Annotated in this window: 14 protein-coding genes; 6 read left to right on the plus strand and 8 right to left on the minus strand. The window is 65.5% G+C overall.

Features of this window, described 5'->3' with window-relative positions; genetic code table 11:
- The first annotated feature begins 36 nt into the window (after nucleotides 1-36).
- Nucleotides 37-1,239 (plus strand): NADH:flavin oxidoreductase/NADH oxidase family protein, encoded by a 1,203-nt coding sequence (locus tag BN60_RS03675; protein ID WP_043283609.1) that lies wholly within the window; start codon nucleotides 37-39, stop codon nucleotides 1,237-1,239.
- A 12-nt stretch (nucleotides 1,240-1,251) separates the two neighbouring features.
- Here the strand turns inward: BN60_RS03675 and BN60_RS03680 are convergent, their stop codons facing one another.
- From BN60_RS03680 to BN60_RS03710, 7 genes are all read right to left on the minus strand, one after another.
- Nucleotides 1,252-2,253, minus strand: a complete 1,002-nt coding sequence (locus tag BN60_RS03680) for an NAD(P)H-dependent flavin oxidoreductase (RefSeq protein ID WP_020694640.1) — start codon at nucleotides 2,251-2,253, stop codon at nucleotides 1,252-1,254.
- Between the two features lie 70 nt (nucleotides 2,254-2,323).
- Nucleotides 2,324-2,989: a glutathione S-transferase gene (locus BN60_RS03685; RefSeq protein WP_020694641.1), complete on the minus strand. Its 666-nt coding sequence runs from the start codon at nucleotides 2,987-2,989 to the stop codon at nucleotides 2,324-2,326.
- 33 nt (nucleotides 2,990-3,022) lie between these two features.
- Nucleotides 3,023-4,453 carry a carotenoid oxygenase family protein gene (locus tag BN60_RS03690; protein WP_020694642.1) on the minus strand — a complete coding sequence of 477 codons (1,431 nt, stop codon included), beginning with the start codon at nucleotides 4,451-4,453 and terminating at the stop codon, nucleotides 3,023-3,025.
- A gap of 103 nt (nucleotides 4,454-4,556) precedes the next feature.
- Nucleotides 4,557-5,819, minus strand: coding sequence for an MFS transporter (locus tag BN60_RS03695; protein ID WP_020694643.1), 1,263 nt, complete (start codon nucleotides 5,817-5,819; stop codon nucleotides 4,557-4,559).
- 36 nt (nucleotides 5,820-5,855) lie between these two features.
- Nucleotides 5,856-7,088: a serine hydrolase domain-containing protein gene (locus BN60_RS03700; RefSeq protein ID WP_020694644.1), complete on the minus strand. Its 1,233-nt coding sequence runs from the start codon at nucleotides 7,086-7,088 to the stop codon at nucleotides 5,856-5,858.
- Nucleotides 7,085-7,750, minus strand: a complete 666-nt coding sequence (locus tag BN60_RS03705) for an alpha/beta hydrolase (protein WP_020694645.1) — start codon at nucleotides 7,748-7,750, stop codon at nucleotides 7,085-7,087. Before BN60_RS03705 ends, BN60_RS03700 begins: the two co-directional genes overlap by 4 nt.
- Nucleotides 7,747-8,421 carry a DNA-3-methyladenine glycosylase family protein gene (locus tag BN60_RS03710; RefSeq protein WP_020694646.1) on the minus strand — a complete coding sequence of 225 codons (675 nt, stop codon included), beginning with the start codon at nucleotides 8,419-8,421 and terminating at the stop codon, nucleotides 7,747-7,749. Before BN60_RS03710 ends, BN60_RS03705 begins: the two co-directional genes overlap by 4 nt.
- 45 nt (nucleotides 8,422-8,466) lie before the next feature.
- Between BN60_RS03710 and gluQRS the strand changes: the two genes are divergently transcribed.
- Genes gluQRS through BN60_RS03735 form a run of 5 tightly spaced genes read left to right on the plus strand, consistent with a single transcriptional unit; the run spans nucleotide 8,467 to nucleotide 13,637 of the window.
- The gene (gene gluQRS, locus BN60_RS03715) at nucleotides 8,467-9,321 is read left to right on the plus strand and encodes a tRNA glutamyl-Q(34) synthetase GluQRS (RefSeq protein WP_020694647.1); all 855 of its coding nucleotides are present in this window, start codon (nucleotides 8,467-8,469) and stop codon (nucleotides 9,319-9,321) included.
- A 9-nt stretch (nucleotides 9,322-9,330) separates the two neighbouring features.
- Entirely contained in the window at nucleotides 9,331-10,488 is a 1,158-nt protein-coding gene (locus tag BN60_RS03720) for an aromatic ring-hydroxylating oxygenase subunit alpha (RefSeq protein WP_020694648.1), read from the plus strand.
- Complete coding sequence (locus BN60_RS03725) at nucleotides 10,485-11,270, plus strand: SDR family NAD(P)-dependent oxidoreductase (RefSeq protein WP_202949779.1); 786 nt, start codon at nucleotides 10,485-10,487, stop codon at nucleotides 11,268-11,270. The genes BN60_RS03720 and BN60_RS03725 overlap by 4 nt, the downstream gene beginning before the upstream one ends.
- A complete protein-coding gene (locus BN60_RS03730; protein ID WP_020694650.1) occupies nucleotides 11,267-12,463 on the plus strand; it encodes a 5-methyltetrahydropteroyltriglutamate--homocysteine S-methyltransferase in 1,197 nt (398 codons plus the stop codon). The genes BN60_RS03725 and BN60_RS03730 overlap by 4 nt, the downstream gene beginning before the upstream one ends.
- A 7-nt stretch (nucleotides 12,464-12,470) precedes the next feature.
- Nucleotides 12,471-13,637, plus strand: a complete 1,167-nt coding sequence (locus tag BN60_RS03735) for an MFS transporter (RefSeq protein ID WP_020694651.1) — start codon at nucleotides 12,471-12,473, stop codon at nucleotides 13,635-13,637.
- Here BN60_RS03735 and BN60_RS03740 read toward each other — a convergent pair.
- Nucleotides 13,615-14,169, minus strand: a complete 555-nt coding sequence (locus BN60_RS03740; protein ID WP_020694652.1) for a hypothetical protein — start codon at nucleotides 14,167-14,169, stop codon at nucleotides 13,615-13,617. The two genes, BN60_RS03735 and BN60_RS03740, sit on opposite strands and share 23 nt — an antisense overlap.
- Between the last annotated feature and the right edge of the window lie 10 nt (nucleotides 14,170-14,179).

The following is a 14,179-nucleotide window of genomic DNA, read 5'->3' on the forward strand; positions in this document are numbered from 1 at the left end:
CTAGCAGGCAGGGACGAGGTTTGGCAAAGTCGCCTCATGTCACTCCTCGCCCAACCATTGAAGCTGCCGAACGGCGTCGTCCTCAAGAATCGCATCGGCAAAGCGCCGCTGACCGAGGGGCTCGCCGATGAGATGAATCGCGCGACAGCCCGCCATGTCAGTCTCTACCGAAGATGGGCCGAAGGCGGTGCGGCCGTCGTCGTAACAGGCAATGTGCAGGTGGATCGCCGTTATCTCGAGCGCCCCGGCAACGTCGTCATCGACGGCAATGGCGGCATGGATGAACTGCGTGCCTACGCCAAAGCCGGCACCGCCAATGGGACGGAACTCTGGATGCAGATCAGTCATCCCGGCCGGCAGACGCCGCGCCGGGTCTGTGATCATCCGGTGGCACCGTCGGCCGTGCCGCTTGCCCTGCCGGCCAGCGCCTTTGCGCCGCCGCGCGCCATGACGGCGGAAGAGGTAGCCGACGTGCCGCGTCGCTTTGCGCACACCGCCGCTGTCGCGCGCGAAGCCGGCTTCACCGGCGTGCAGGTCCACGCCGCGCACGGCTATCTGCTGAGCCAGTTCCTGACGCCGCTGGTCAACAAGCGCGAAGATCGCTGGGGCGGCGACCTCGCGGCGCGCGCTGGCCTTCTGCTTGAGGTCGTGCGTGCCGTCAGGACCGCCACCGCGCCGGGATTTTGCATTTCCGTGAAGCTGAACTCGTCGGATTTCCAGCAGGGCGGCTTTTCCAACGAGGAATGCCTGCAGGTCGTGAGGTGGCTGGGCGAGGCGTCGGTCGACCTGATCGAAATCTCGGGCGGCAACTACGAGAAGCCGGCCATGATGGGCAGCGGCGCCAAGGAAAGCACGGTCCGCCGCGAGGCCTATTTCCTGGAGTACGCCCAGCTCATCAAGCAGGCAGCGCCTGTGCCGATCATGCTGACCGGCGGCTTTCGGTCGAAGGCTGCCATGGAAGCGGCGCTGGGCGAGGGGGCCTGCGATGTCATCGGCCTCGGCCGGCCGATGTGCGTCGACACCGACCTGCCCAATCGCCTTCTGTCCGGCGAGACCAACAGCGCGGAGGCCTACGAGGACCAGATCGTTCCGGCGAAGGCGGGGCTCGGCTGGTTCTGCCTGCAGCTCATCGCCCATGGCGACGGTCGCGATCCCGACCGTACGCTGAGCGGCGACGATGCCATCAGGGGCTACGTCGCCAACGAAGAGAAGACAGCGGCCGCGCTGGTCGGCCGCTGATTAGCTTCAGCGTTACTCGGCGGCCTGCTTCAATTGCGTCGGCACGGTCTCGCCGGCGAACAGGGCGGCGCGGGCCGCTTCGTACTCGGCCTTGAGACGAGCCACGATTTCGGCGGCCGGCGGCGCGTCGAAGATCTGACCGACGCCTTGACCCGCACCCCAGATGTCGCGCCAGGCCTTGGCCTTGGTGTTGCCGCCGGAGCCGAAGTTCATCTTGCTCTTGTCGGCTTCGGGCAGCGCATCGGGGTCGAGCCCGGCGGCAGAGATGCTCCGCTTCAGGTAGTTGCCGTGCACGCCGGTGAAGAGGTTGGTGTAGACGATCTCCTCGCCGGTCGAGTCGATGATGCACTGCTTGTTGCCCTCGGAGGCATTGCCTTCCTTGCTGGCGGTGAAGCGCGTGCCGAGATAGGCCAGGTCGGCGCCCATCGCCTGGGCCGCCAGCACCGAGGCGCCATTGGAGATCGAGCCCGAGAGCAGGATCGTGCCGTCGTAGAACTGGCGCACTTCCGGCACCAGCGCGAAGGGCGAGAGCCGGCCGGCATGTCCGCCCGCGCCGGCGCACACCAGGATCAAGCCATCGACGCCGGCCTGCAGCGCACGCTTGGCATGGGTGACGTTGGTGACGTCGTGGAACACCAGGCAGCCGTAGCGCTTGGCCGACTTCACCACGTCGTCGGGTGCGCGCAGCGAGGTAATCTGGATCGGCACCTTGTACTTTTCGCAAAGGTCGATGTCGTGCTGCAGCCGGTCGTTGGAGCTGTGCACGATCTGGTTGACTGCGAAGGGCGCTACCTTCTTGTCCGGGTTCTTGGCCTTATATTCGCGCAGCTCCGTCGTGATGCGCTGCAGCCACTCCTCCAGCACTTCCTTCGGCCGCGCGTTCAGCGCCGGAAAGGAGCCGACGATGCCCGCCTTGCACTGCTCGATCACAAGATCCGGATTGGACACGATGAACAGCGGCGCGCCGACCACCGGGATCGAAAGGTTGTCACGCAGCAGGGCAGGAAGGGCCATGGTTTCGCTCCTTGAAATGATTATTCGCTGGGTTGAGTCGGACGTAGCATGAAGCCGCGGCGGCCGTCGTCTATTTCAGCAGCTCGAAGGCACCGCCCTTTTCGAGGGCGCGCTTGTAGGCGGGCCGGGCATGAATGCGGCCGAGATAGGCTTGCAGCTTCGGCATGCGCTCTCCGAGGCCGGCGCGTGCTGCCGCAGCTTCGATCGGGAAGCTCATCTGGATATCGGCTGCGGTAAATTCGTTGCCCGCAAACCAGTCGCGCTGGGCAAGTTCACCTTCGAGGAAAGCGAAGTGGTTCGCGATCTGTGGCCCCAACAGCGTCTTGTCGGCGCCGGAGGCGATGGCGCGTGCCACTGGCCGCATGAAGATCGGCACGCGCGTCGGCAGGCGCCCGAACACCAGTTTCATGAACAGGAGCGGCATCAGCGAGCCCTCCGCGTAGTGCATGAAGTAGGTGTAGCGCAGCCATTCGGGCGTGCCGGCTGCCGGCGTGAAACGGCCGCCGCCATAGGTCAGCGACAGGTATTCGAGGATGGCGCCCGATTCTGCCAGGGTCTTGTCGCCGTCGCTGATCACCGGCGACTTGCCGAGCGGATGCACGGCGCGCAAAGAGGCCGGCGCCATCATCGAAGGCTCGCGCTCGTAGCGCTTGATCTCGTAGTCGAGGCCAAGCTCCTCGAGCATCCAGAGGATGCGCTGCGAGCGCGAGTTGTTCAGATGATGGACGACGATCATTGATGCCTCCTGGGGCGCCTTCGTCCGCCTTCGTCAGAGCGGGCCCGGCCGCCAGTTGCCATGAAAGCCTGCCGGCACACGGCTGCTCAAGTGGGCCAGCGCCACCGGCCCCTTGGCGATGTCGGTCGCCTCGAAGACGGCGAGGTCGCTGCGGCCTTCCTCGGAGCGGTAAATGACCGACAGCACCCAGCCATCGCCTTCCGCCGCATCCTCGGTACGCGGCACGAACACAGGCTCGCCGAAGCGATCGTCGACGCCGGCATTCCAGGTCACGTTGCGGCCGGTCTGCAGATCGTAGTGAGTGATGCCCTCGCTGCGCCGGACGCCGGCTTCGACGACGTTGCCCGAGACGATCCAGCCATGGCGGTAGTCGCTCATGGTGAAACGTTCGTCGAAGCGCGGGAACTCGCCGGCGCGGTCGTCGAGCTGCTCTTCCTTGAAGGTGTTGGCGTGGCCCGAAAGGTCGAAGGTCCAGCGGAACAGCCGCGCCGCCGGCGCCTCCGTGGTGGAGGGCGAGCCGTCGGGCAGCGGGAAGAGCGGCGCCACGTCGTACTTCATGACGTCGACCACGACTTTGCCGTCGGCCGTCTCGAAATGGTTCATCGGATGGAAGACGTAGCAGGGCGGTGCGCTGATCCACTTCACGTCGGCGACGGTGCCGCCGCGCGGGATGAAGGCGATGTGGCTGCCTTTGTCCGGCTCCCAGGCAAACGGCGGCAACCCGCCCATGGCGCGCTCCATCGAGGAGGTGAGCGGGAAGACCGGCAGCACGATCCAGTTCTTCGTCACGGCGAAGTCGTGGATCATCGACGGATAGGGGCCGTCGAGGATTTCGGCGCGGGTGATCTTGCCGTCGGCCGTCACGCTCTGGATGCTCACTTCTTTGGTGAAGCGGCCCTTGGCGGAATAGCCGAAGAACACCATTTCGCCCGTCGTCGGATCAGTCTTCGGATGCGCGGTGAAGGGGCCGCAGAGCTTGTCGCCGTAGGTCTCGTAGCCGTCCTTCGGTCCGACCGGCATCAGGCTCGCCGGATCGAGCGAGAAGGGCGCATGAGCCTCTTCCAGCGCCAGCAGCTTGTTGCCGTGCCAGACGATGTTGGTGTTGGCGATGGTCGAGTTCAGCGCGAAGACGCGAGGGTCGGTGTAGCGGGGATTGCCGAAGGTGCCGGAGAGGCCTTCGCCTTCCTTGTTCTCGATCTGCCACTTCGGCGTGCGGACCCAGCGGTTCTTGTAGGAGACGTTGCCGTTCTCGATGTGGAAGGCGTGGATCATGCCGTCGCCGCCGAACCAGTGGTACGGGCCACGCGGGGCGAACTGCGGATTGGGGCCGTTGCGATAGAGGGTGCCGCACAGCTCCTTCGGCATCTCGCCGGTGATGTGGAGGTGGGCCGCGTCGGCCTCGGTGTTCACCGGGGCGTAGTAGCCGCGCAGGAAAGGATTGTCGGTCGGGAAGGCTTTGGCCATGGCGCGCTCCTGTCGTCGGGCGGGAGATAGGCGGGGACGGTAACGGTAACGCTGTGTATCTATCGAACGCTATCAATACACACTGTTTCCCGCAAGGGGCGGTCTAGGGATTATTTTCCTGGCGCCGGTAGTAGAGGTAACCGCTAAGCCCCAGGGCCAACAGCAGCAGGCCGAGATAGAACTCGGTGTGGGTCGGGCCGATCAGGTCGAACAGCGGTGTCGCCACCAGATTGAAGAACAGCATCGAGCCCGCCATGATCGCGAGCCGCAGGCGAAAGACGCGGGCAATCTCGGCGCCTTTGAAGACCGTCTGCATGCGGGTGATCATCGGGATGAAGAAGAACGGCGCGCCCAGCCCCGCGATCAGGCCGGCTGCCATCATCGCTGGCAGCTTGTAGGGATTGTCGAGGCCCCAGGCGGCCAGCGCAATCAGCGCGAAGCCCGCACCCATGGCGACATAGCCCAGGAACATGGTGGAGAGCGGCCGGCGGAAGCGTACGCTGCCGGCGATCAGATTGCCCAGCACGTCGCCGACGCCGCAACTGCCGACGATCAGGCCGAGCGAGGCGAGACCATGGAAGCCGAACAAGTGCGGGTCGTGCTCGAACACCATCAGGGCAATGCAGAGCTGCAGCGCCACGCTCCATGGCCCGTTGGCGAAGGCGTTGACCAGCAGCAGCGCACCGGTCGTACGTTCGCGCAGCATCAGGCGCGCGCCGTCGAGCAGGGCATCCCAGGCGCCGCGCCAACCGCCGCGTCCGGGCCGCAGCCTGGCGGCGGGATCGACCAGGCGGTCGCGCACGGCCCAGATCGCGAGCGCCGACAGCACGAAGCCGACGGCGGTGATCGTCAGGAAATGGATTACCGGCAGGAGCGTATTGAGGATCGCTGCCATCATGGGGCCGATCAGGCGTGCCAGCCGCCAGGTGGCGTCGAACAGGCCGTTGATCGCCTGCATGGCGCTGCGGTCCGTCACTAGCACGGGCACGGCCGACTGCAACGCCGGCGTGAAGACCATGCGCAGGCCGGCCAGCCCCATGACCGAGGCGACCAGCAGCGGGATCGAGACGCCCCAGATGTAGAAGCCGATCACGGGCAGCAGCGCCATCACGGCGCTGGCGTATTTGGAACCGATCATGGCGCGGTCGGGGCGCCAGCGATCGAAAGCCGAGGCGCCCAACAGGCCGACCACCAGCATGGCGGCATACTGCGTGGCGTTGACGTAGCCCGCAGCGTTGCCGATCTGCTCCGCCGCGATCCAGACGACCGCCACCCGGAAGAGGTCTTCGCCGATGGTCGAGGCGGCCAACCCCGACCAGACGGTAGCGACGGCAGGGTCCTTGAGCGGCCGGAAGACGGGAATCATGAACGAACGCCCAGAATCATGAAGCTGCGCTAGGCGTCACTTCACCCACACCCCGCCATCCTTGTTCTTGTAGCCGAGGGACAGATAGGCAGCGTCGACCAGCGATTGGCCGCGCTCGTTCATCAAGAGGCCAGGGCCCATGCGGTTCATGGTGTAGCCGAAGGAAAGGCCGGCTATTGGATCGGCGAAACCCAGCGAGCCGCCGGCGCCGACATGGCCGAAGGCGGCACTGCCCATGATCACGCTGTCGCAATCCTCGCCCCACAGCCTCGCGGCCATGCTGCGCTTGCGGTTGTCCATCGACTTCATGAAGCCCAGGGCGAAGCGTGTCGGAATGCGCAAAGTGGCGTCGTCGTGCGTCGCCATCGAGACCTCGCCCATGCGGGTGAGCGTCTTGCCATCGACGAGCTTTCCGCCGCCTTTCGCCAGCGGTGCGTACATGCCGGCAAGGCCGCGCGCGTTGGTGATGCCGTTGGCCGCGCCGATCTCGGCGGCATGGCCGGCGCGCGTGTTGGCGCCGCCGGAGCGCCAGGCGCCGTTGTTGAAGTAGAAGAGGGCGGGGATCGACTCCTTGTTGGTCGCGAGATCGCGCATGAACGGCGTCACCGCATCGGCTGCCTTGTAGACATGGGCCACGATGGGCGCGACGCGCGGCTCCATCTCCTCGGGCAGGCCGATCCAGAAGTCGAGGCCCAGCGGACCCGCGATCTCGTCACGGAAGAACGTGCCGAGCGACTTGCCCGAGACGCGGCGCACCATCTCGCCCACCGTCCAGCCGAAGGTGAAGCCGTGATAGCCGTTGCGCGTGCCGGGTTGCCAGAACGGCTCCTCGTCGGCGAGACGCGCCGTCATGTAATCCCAGTCGTAGGGGCCGTCGTCCTTCACCTTGGCGCGCACCGCGGGCACGGCCGAGGAGTGGTCGAGCATCATGCGCGTCGTTACATGCCCCTTGCCGTGCTGGGCGAATTCCGGCCACAGCTCGCGGACCGGCGCATCGAGGTCGAGCTTGCCCTGCGAGGCCAGCACATGGGCGCAAAGTGCCGTGGCGCCCTTGGTGCAGGAGAAGACGATGGACAGCGTATCGCGTGTCCACGGCGCCTTGGTCTTCTGGTCGGCCGTGCCGCCCCACAGATCGACGACCGTCTCACCGCCGACCGTGAGGCAGACCGAGGCGCCGATCTCGCCCTTGCTGTCGAAGTTCGCCTTGAAGGCTTCGGCGACGCGCTCGAAGCCCGGCTTGCACGTTCCCCCGATTTCCTTGGTGGTCATTTCGGCTCCGGCAGGTCGAAGACGTTGAGGAGAAAGCGCGCGGCGAGCTGAAGGCCCGTCTCGTCGATGCTGTGGCCGACACCGGGGGCGATATGCACGCCGACCTGGAGACCCTCGCCGGTCAATGCTGCGGCAGCGCGTTGCGTCAATGTATGCGGCAGCATCTCGTCGCTGTCGCCATGGATCAGCAGGACCGGCGGCCTATTCTGTAGCTCCGACTGCAACAGCTCGGCGCCGGCCAGCATGCCCGAGAAGCCGATGATCCCGGCGAGCTGCTTCCGGCGCCGCAGCCCGACATGCAGGGCCATCATGGTACCCTGGCTGAAGCCGACCAGGACGGTCTTCGATTCATCTAGCCCGTAGGCCGCCATGGTTTCGTCGAGATAGGCATCGAGCAGCGGCGCAGCGGTGCGCACGCCGGCGAGCGCGATCGTGGGATCGAGCCGGGAGATGCCGAACCACTGATAGCCGAAGGGATTGCCTTCGCAGGGCTGCGGCGCGTTGGGCGCGTGGAACACCACGTCAGGCATCAACTGGCCGAGCAGGGGCGCCAGCCCGATCAGGTCGTTGCCGTCGGCGCCGTAGCCATGCAGCAGCACGACGAGATGGCCGGGCTTGCCGCCGCCATGCGGGCCGTGGCGAGGGCCGTCGAGCTTGGTCATGTCTTTTTCTCTCCGTTCTTTTCCCGGGCGCTCCAGTCCGGCATGTTGCGGCGATAGTGCCAGAGCACCAGCGCGGCGGCGCTGCGCCAGGGACGCCAGGCTTCGGCGATCTTGAGCAGCCGCTTGGCGTCCGGCCGTGTGCGCAGCTTCTTGAGGTGCTGCGCGGCCACCACCAGGCCGAGATCGAGGCCCGGCATGATGTCGGGGCGGCCGTGTGCGAACATCAGATAGATTTCCGCCGTCCAGGGGCCGATGCCCTTGGCCTGGGTCAGCATGGCGATGGCCGCTGCATCGTCGAGATCGTCCAGCGACGCGAAATCGATGCGACCTTCGACGATGTCGGTGGCGAGGCTGCGGCCGTACTTCATCTTGGCGCCCGACAGGCCGACGGCGCGAAGCTGCTCGTCGGTCTGCGCAAGGAACGCCGCCGGCTCCATCGACGGCACCGCCGCCTCGAGCCGCAGCCAGATGCTGCGCGCGGCATGTACCGAGACCTGCTGGCCGACGATCGACCGCATCAACCCGCCATAGCCGGTCGGCATGTCGCGCAGCTCCGGCGTACCAGCCTCTTCAAGCGCACGGGCAATGTCGGGATCGGCATCCGCCAGCTCGCGCAGCGCCTTCTTGAGGGTCTTCTTGTCCAGAACGATGCGGGTCGCGACTTTGGCCATGGCCTACCCGCCATAGCACGCGGCGAGGGCGCGCTGTAACGTCGGATGATGACCGTCGTCACGCGTTTTGCCCCCAGCCCGACAGGCGAACTTCATCTCGGCAGCGTCTACTCCGCCAGGATCGCCTGGCAGCGGGCACGAGAGGCCGGCGGGACTTTCCTGGTGCGCATCGAGGACACCGACATTCGCCGCTGCCGCCGCGAATACGAGACCGCCATCCTCGACGATCTGCGCTGGCTGGGGCTTCACTGGGATGGCGAGGTGCGGCGTCAGTCCGATCATTTTGCCGACTATGGCAAGGTGCTGGACCAGCTCGATGCGCGCGGGCTGATCTATCCCTGCTTCTGCACCCGCGCCGACATTGCCCGAGAGATCGCTGCGGCGGCCAGCGCGCCCCATGGGCCCGACGGCCCGCTTTATCCCGGCACCTGCCGTTCCCTGTCGAACGAGGAGCGCCGCCATCGCATTGTCGCCGGCCACGAACTCTGCATGCGGCTCGATGCGGCGCGGGCGGCCGAGCAAGCGGGGCCCTATTCCTTCGTCGACGAGACCAGGGGGCGCATCGAAGGACAGCCCTTGTTGATGGGCGACTTCGTGATCGCCCGCAAGGATACACCGACCAGCTATCATCTGGCTGTCACGGTCGATGATCACCTCCAGGGCGTCACGTTGGTGACGCGCGGCGAGGATCTGTTGCCCTCGACCCATGTCCATGGGTTGTTGCAGAAGCTGCTGGGTTACGCTGCACCGCAATATGCGCATCACCGCCTGTTGACCGACTCAGAGGGCCGTCGCTTCGCCAAGCGAGACAGGGACCTCACCATCCGCGCCCTGCGGGAGGCCGGCAAGACGCCGGCCGACGTATTCGCCCTGATTGCTGCCTTCCCGTCGAAGGCATAACATTTCGCTATGGACCGGAATGAACAACTTGCCGTCGGGAGGCGGCTGCTCGGCCATATCGACGGCCGCACCACCGATCTTGCGGACGCTCTGTTCCGCAACAAGGTCGACGCCTACTCGAGCACCGAACGGGCCGCGCGAGAGCGCGATGCGCTGTTCCGCGCCCTGCCGCTCTTCATGGGCCTGTCGTCGCGGCTGGCCAAGCCCGGAGATTATGTGACGGAGGACGTCGCCGGCATGCCGGTGCTGATGACGCGCGGCGTCGACGGAGCGATCAGGGCCTTCGCCAATATCTGTCGTCATCGCGGCGCGCCGGTCGCGCAAGGTTGCGGCAACGCCCGCGCCTTCGTCTGTCCCTATCACGGCTGGACGTACGACGGACAAGGCAAGCTGCTCGGTGTTACCGACAAGGTGGGCTTCGCTGGTCTCGATCTCGGTGCGCATGGCCTCGTGCGCCTGCCGGTCGGCGAGAAGCACGGTATGATTTTCATGCGCGCGACGCCGGTGCAGGAAGGCGAGAGCGTAGACATCGATGTCGATACGACACTGGGGGCGATGGCTCTGGATTTCGCCGCGCTCGAACTGAACACCTATCCGATGTTTTCGGTCGATCGCGTGACGCCGCGCATCAACTGGAAGTTCGCAGTCGATACCTTCCTCGAAGGCTATCACATCCCGCATCTGCACCGGAAAACCATCGCGCCGTACTTCATCGGCAATTGCGGGACGTTCGACGGGGCAGGCCGGCACGGTCGTATGTGTGTGGCGAGGACCTCGATCGACGGCGTGCGGTCACTGCCGGAAAACGAGCGCAACTTCCGTCCGCATGTGATTGCGATCTACCAGCTTTTCCCCAACACGATCATCGTCTGGCAGGTCGACCATATCGAGATCTGGCGGGCCTTTCCGGATCGCGACGACCCTGGCCGCTGCGAAGTCGAGTTCACGCTCTACATGCCTGCCGATAGCGATCGGCCGGCAGCCTACTGGGAGAAGAACCGCGACATCGCGATCCGCACGGTCATGGAAGAAGACTTCCCGCTGGGGGAACGCATGCAGATCGGTTTCGAATCGGGCGCCACGGAGGAAGTGATCTACGGCCGCAACGAGCCGTCGCTGGTACACTTCCACAGCTCCATCCGCAGCGCCCTCGGCGTCGCGGCGTGACCGCCTCCGAAAGGCTGCCCGACTTCCCTAGGAGCGGCTGCGCCGTCGTGATCGGTGGATCGGGCGGGATCGGCCGCGCCATTGCCCTGCAACTTGCCGAGCGCGGCTGCGATATCGCGCTCAATTATTTCAGCAATGTCGGCGGCGCCGAAGAAACGGCAGCCCGCGTTCGCCGCGCCGGCCGCGAGGTCCATGTCGGCCAGGTCGATCTGCGTGATGAAGCCCTGCTGAAGCAGTTCGTCGACGAAGCTGGACAGCATTTCGGCAGCGTGCATACGGCGATCTACGCTGCCGGTCCCTACATTCCCATGCGCTTCGTCAGCCAGCAGCCGGCCGCGACCTTCCGAGAGGTGATGGAGCACGATGCTTTCGGTTGCTACCACCTGGTGCAAGCTGCTCTTCCTCATTTGCGGGCCACCAAGGGAAGCTTCACGGCGATCGTGACGCCGGCCATCCGTCGCTACGCCACCAAGGATATCCTGAGCGCCGCACCAAAGGCCGCGATCGAGCAGATCGTGAAAGCCATCGCCGCCGAAGAGGGCCGCTTCGGTGTGCGGGCCAATGCCGTCGGCGTTGGCGTGATCACCGACGGCCTTTACCACGCGCTGGTCGAGCGCGGCGACTTCGACGAACGTTTCCTCGAAGCCTCGCGGCAAGCCAAAGCGCTGAAGCGGCTGGGTACGGCGGAGGAAGTGGCCGAGGGTGTCGTGTTTCTGGCGTCTGCCCGCGCGCGATGGATCACTGGCCAGACCCTGATGGTCGACGGAGGGTATGCCTTGTGAAGCGGACCAAGCCGCCGTTCCGTGCCGACCAGGTCGGTAGCCTCCTGCGTTCCCCGCCGCTCAAGGCGGCACGCACCAAGCGCGCCACGGGCGAGATCACGCCAGCTGAATTGAGGGCGGTCGAGGATGCCGAGATCCGGAAACTGGTCGCCAAGCAGGAAGAGATCGGCCTGCAGGCCGTGACCGACGGCGAGTTCCGCCGTTCCTGGTGGCATTACGACTTTCTCGCCGGTCTCGACGGAGTCGAACTGGTGAGCGTGGCGCAGGGCCTGCAGTTCAAGGGGACCGAGACCAAGGCCGAGGGGCTGCATGTCCACGGCAAGATCGACTTCACCGATCATCCGATGATCGAGCACTTCAAATTCCTGAAGTCGGTCGCGAAGGCCGTGCCGAAGATGACCATTCCATCGCCGACGGCGTTGCACTATCGCGGCGGCCGGGCGGCGATCGAGCGGTCGGTCTATCCCGAGATGGAGCCATTCTTCGAGGATCTCGGCGGGGCCTATGCCAAGGCGGTGCGTGCTTTCGGCGAAGCAGGCTGCACCTACTTGCAGCTCGACGAGGTCTTCGTCGCCTATCTCTGCGATCCTGCTCAGCGCGACTATCTGGGCGGCCGCGGCGACGACCCCGACAGGCTACTCCACATCTACGCCGATCTGGTGAATGCCGCCGTCTCGGGCCGCACGCCCGGCATGACCATTTCCATGCATCTCTGCCGGGGCAACTTCCGCTCGACCTGGATGGCACAGGGTGGCTACGAACCCGTGGCCGACGTGCTGTTCAACAAGATGGGCGTCGATGCCTATTTCATGGAATACGACAGCGAGCGCGCCGGTGGCTTCGAGCCGCTGCGCATGCTGCCCAAGAACAAGCTCGCCGTGCTTGGGGTCATGACCTCCAAGACCGGAGCGCTGGAGGACAAGGACGTGCTCAAGCGCCGCCTCGACGAAGCGGCGAAGTTCGCCGACCTCGACCAGCTCTGTCTGTCGCCACAATGCGGCTTTGCCAGTACGGAAGAAGGCAATCTGCTCGCCGAACAGGAGCAGTGGGCCAAGCTCGCACGCTGTGTCGAGGTGGCGAAGGAAATGTGGGGGTGGTGGCGGCCGCCGGTGCCGGCCTGTAACGCCGCGAAGGCGTCTGTAACACCGAGCAATCATTTGTCATTTCACTTCGCTTCGGCGAAGCAGCGATAGTCGTGCGATGGCGTCCATCGTCGTTCTTCTGGCCGTTTTCGTCATGACGCTGGGCAATGTGACGATCCACGCGACCGTGGGATTGTTCGGCCGCAGCATCGGGCTCAGCGAATTCCAGGTCGGCGTTATCATCGCCTCGTCGGCTTTGCTGTTCGTACTTACTTCGTTGTACTGGGGCCGGTCCGCCGACGAGCGAGGGAGGCGTCCGGTAATCCTGTGGGGATTGGCCGGCGCAGCCGTGTCCCTGCTGTTGTTCGGCACCCTGTTCACCTTGAAGAGGGGCGACACCGACGTTCTCGTCGCTTTCCTGGCTCTTCTCGGCGCGCGGACGATCTATGGTCTCCTTTGCGGCGGTGTGCAGCCTGCGGCCACTGCGTACATGGCGGATATCACGAACCATTGCGACCGGGCGGCTGGTGTGGCCATGGTCGGCGCGGCCTTCGGCTTGGGAACGATGGTCGGTCCCGTGCTGGTGGCGCTTCTGGTCGGGTACGGTTTTGCCGTGGCGCCTTTGGTAGCCTGTTTCTTGACGGTGCTGACCGCCATCATTGTCGTCGCCCTCCTGCGTGAGGTGCCGCCCACGGCCGCGATGAGCACATCTTCGCCAACGGCGAGCACCGGCAGGATCACGCCCTATCTGGCGCTCGCCTTCGTCTTTCATTTCGCCTTTGCCGGGCTGCAGGCGACGAACGCCTTCTATATTCAGGACACCCTCAAGGTCGACACGATCGAGGCGGTGCAACGGGCGACCCTGGTCAGCCTGGCCTTCGCCACCTCGTCGTTCGCCTTCCAGGTCTTTGCCGTGCGCCTGCTCAAGTGGTCGCCGAGCATGCTGCTGTCGGCCGGCTTTGTGGTTTGTGGCGGGGCCAGTGTCGCCTGTCTGTTGGTGCCCGATTTCAGCTGGTTGATGCTCTCCTTCGGGGTGATGGGCATCGGCTTTGCGGCCAGCCAATCGGGATTGACCGCGGGGGCCTCGTTGGCGAGCAATGGCAACCGGCAGGGACGGGTCGCAGGGCAGCTTCAGGCGGCCGTGTCTGCCGCCTGGATCATCGGCCCCCTGGCCGGCGCGGCACTGTACGAAGTCTCAATGAGCGGACCGTTGATGCTTACGGCGGCAGCGATGGCGCTTGGCCTTTTCGCCCTCTTCGCCGTCACCGTCCCTCGAGCTGCTTGAGCAGCCACACTTGCGGCGTGTTCGATTCGAGGAAGTCGCGTCCGGCCTTGCGCTTCTGGGGATCGGAAACATTGCCGTCGACGATCGCGACGATGAGATCGCACTTGTAGGTGAAGGCGACGCCCTCTGCATAGCGGAAGGAGCCGTTGCGTCGTTTGTGGCGGTAAGTTCGTGCGCGGCCGAATAGGTCGGTGATGCGAATGCGGCTGCCGGGCCCTACGGGCTCGAAGCGCGGATCGAGCCGCCGGATGTCGACGGCGAGATCCAGTGCTTCGTCGGACAGCACTTCGGTCTGGCAATCGCCACAGAGGCCGGGCTTCAACTGCACATAGACGTCGTGGTCGTCGCCGGTCCAGGCGCGGCCCGCCGGCCACGGCTCAGGCGGGAAAGGCCAGGGGAAAGGCCGCCAGCCAAGCGGGTCTGTATGGCCGAGCGCTGCCCTATCTTCGGCCCAGCGCGCCGCGTAGGCGAGGGCGCCGACTTGGGCTGCAACCACGCCTGCATAGATCAAGGTACGCCGGCGGCTGGTCATGGCCTTCGCG

It is taken from the genome of Reyranella massiliensis 521 (genome assembly GCF_000312425.1).
GTDB classification, from domain to species: domain Bacteria; phylum Pseudomonadota; class Alphaproteobacteria; order Reyranellales; family Reyranellaceae; genus Reyranella; species Reyranella massiliensis.

Coding starts and splice junctions, on each gene's coding strand:
- BN60_RS03720 (WP_020694648.1), top strand. CDS start 9,331: ATGGACCGGAATGAACAACTTGCCGTCGGGAGGCGGCTGCTCGGCCAT.
- BN60_RS03680 (WP_020694640.1), bottom strand. CDS start 2,253: ATGGCCCTTCCTGCCCTGCTGCGTGACAACCTTTCGATCCCGGTGGTC.
- BN60_RS03675 (WP_043283609.1), top strand. CDS start 37: ATGTCACTCCTCGCCCAACCATTGAAGCTGCCGAACGGCGTCGTCCTC.
- BN60_RS03705 (WP_020694645.1), bottom strand. CDS start 7,750: ATGACCAAGCTCGACGGCCCTCGCCACGGCCCGCATGGCGGCGGCAAG.
- BN60_RS03685 (WP_020694641.1), bottom strand. CDS start 2,989: ATGATCGTCGTCCATCATCTGAACAACTCGCGCTCGCAGCGCATCCTC.
- BN60_RS03735 (WP_020694651.1), top strand. CDS start 12,471: ATGGCGTCCATCGTCGTTCTTCTGGCCGTTTTCGTCATGACGCTGGGC.
- BN60_RS03695 (WP_020694643.1), bottom strand. CDS start 5,819: ATGATTCCCGTCTTCCGGCCGCTCAAGGACCCTGCCGTCGCTACCGTC.
- BN60_RS03710 (WP_020694646.1), bottom strand. CDS start 8,421: ATGGCCAAAGTCGCGACCCGCATCGTTCTGGACAAGAAGACCCTCAAG.
- BN60_RS03690 (WP_020694642.1), bottom strand. CDS start 4,453: ATGGCCAAAGCCTTCCCGACCGACAATCCTTTCCTGCGCGGCTACTAC.
- BN60_RS03740 (WP_020694652.1), bottom strand. CDS start 14,169: ATGACCAGCCGCCGGCGTACCTTGATCTATGCAGGCGTGGTTGCAGCC.
- gluQRS (WP_020694647.1), top strand. CDS start 8,467: ATGATGACCGTCGTCACGCGTTTTGCCCCCAGCCCGACAGGCGAACTT.
- BN60_RS03700 (WP_020694644.1), bottom strand. CDS start 7,088: ATGACCACCAAGGAAATCGGGGGAACGTGCAAGCCGGGCTTCGAGCGC.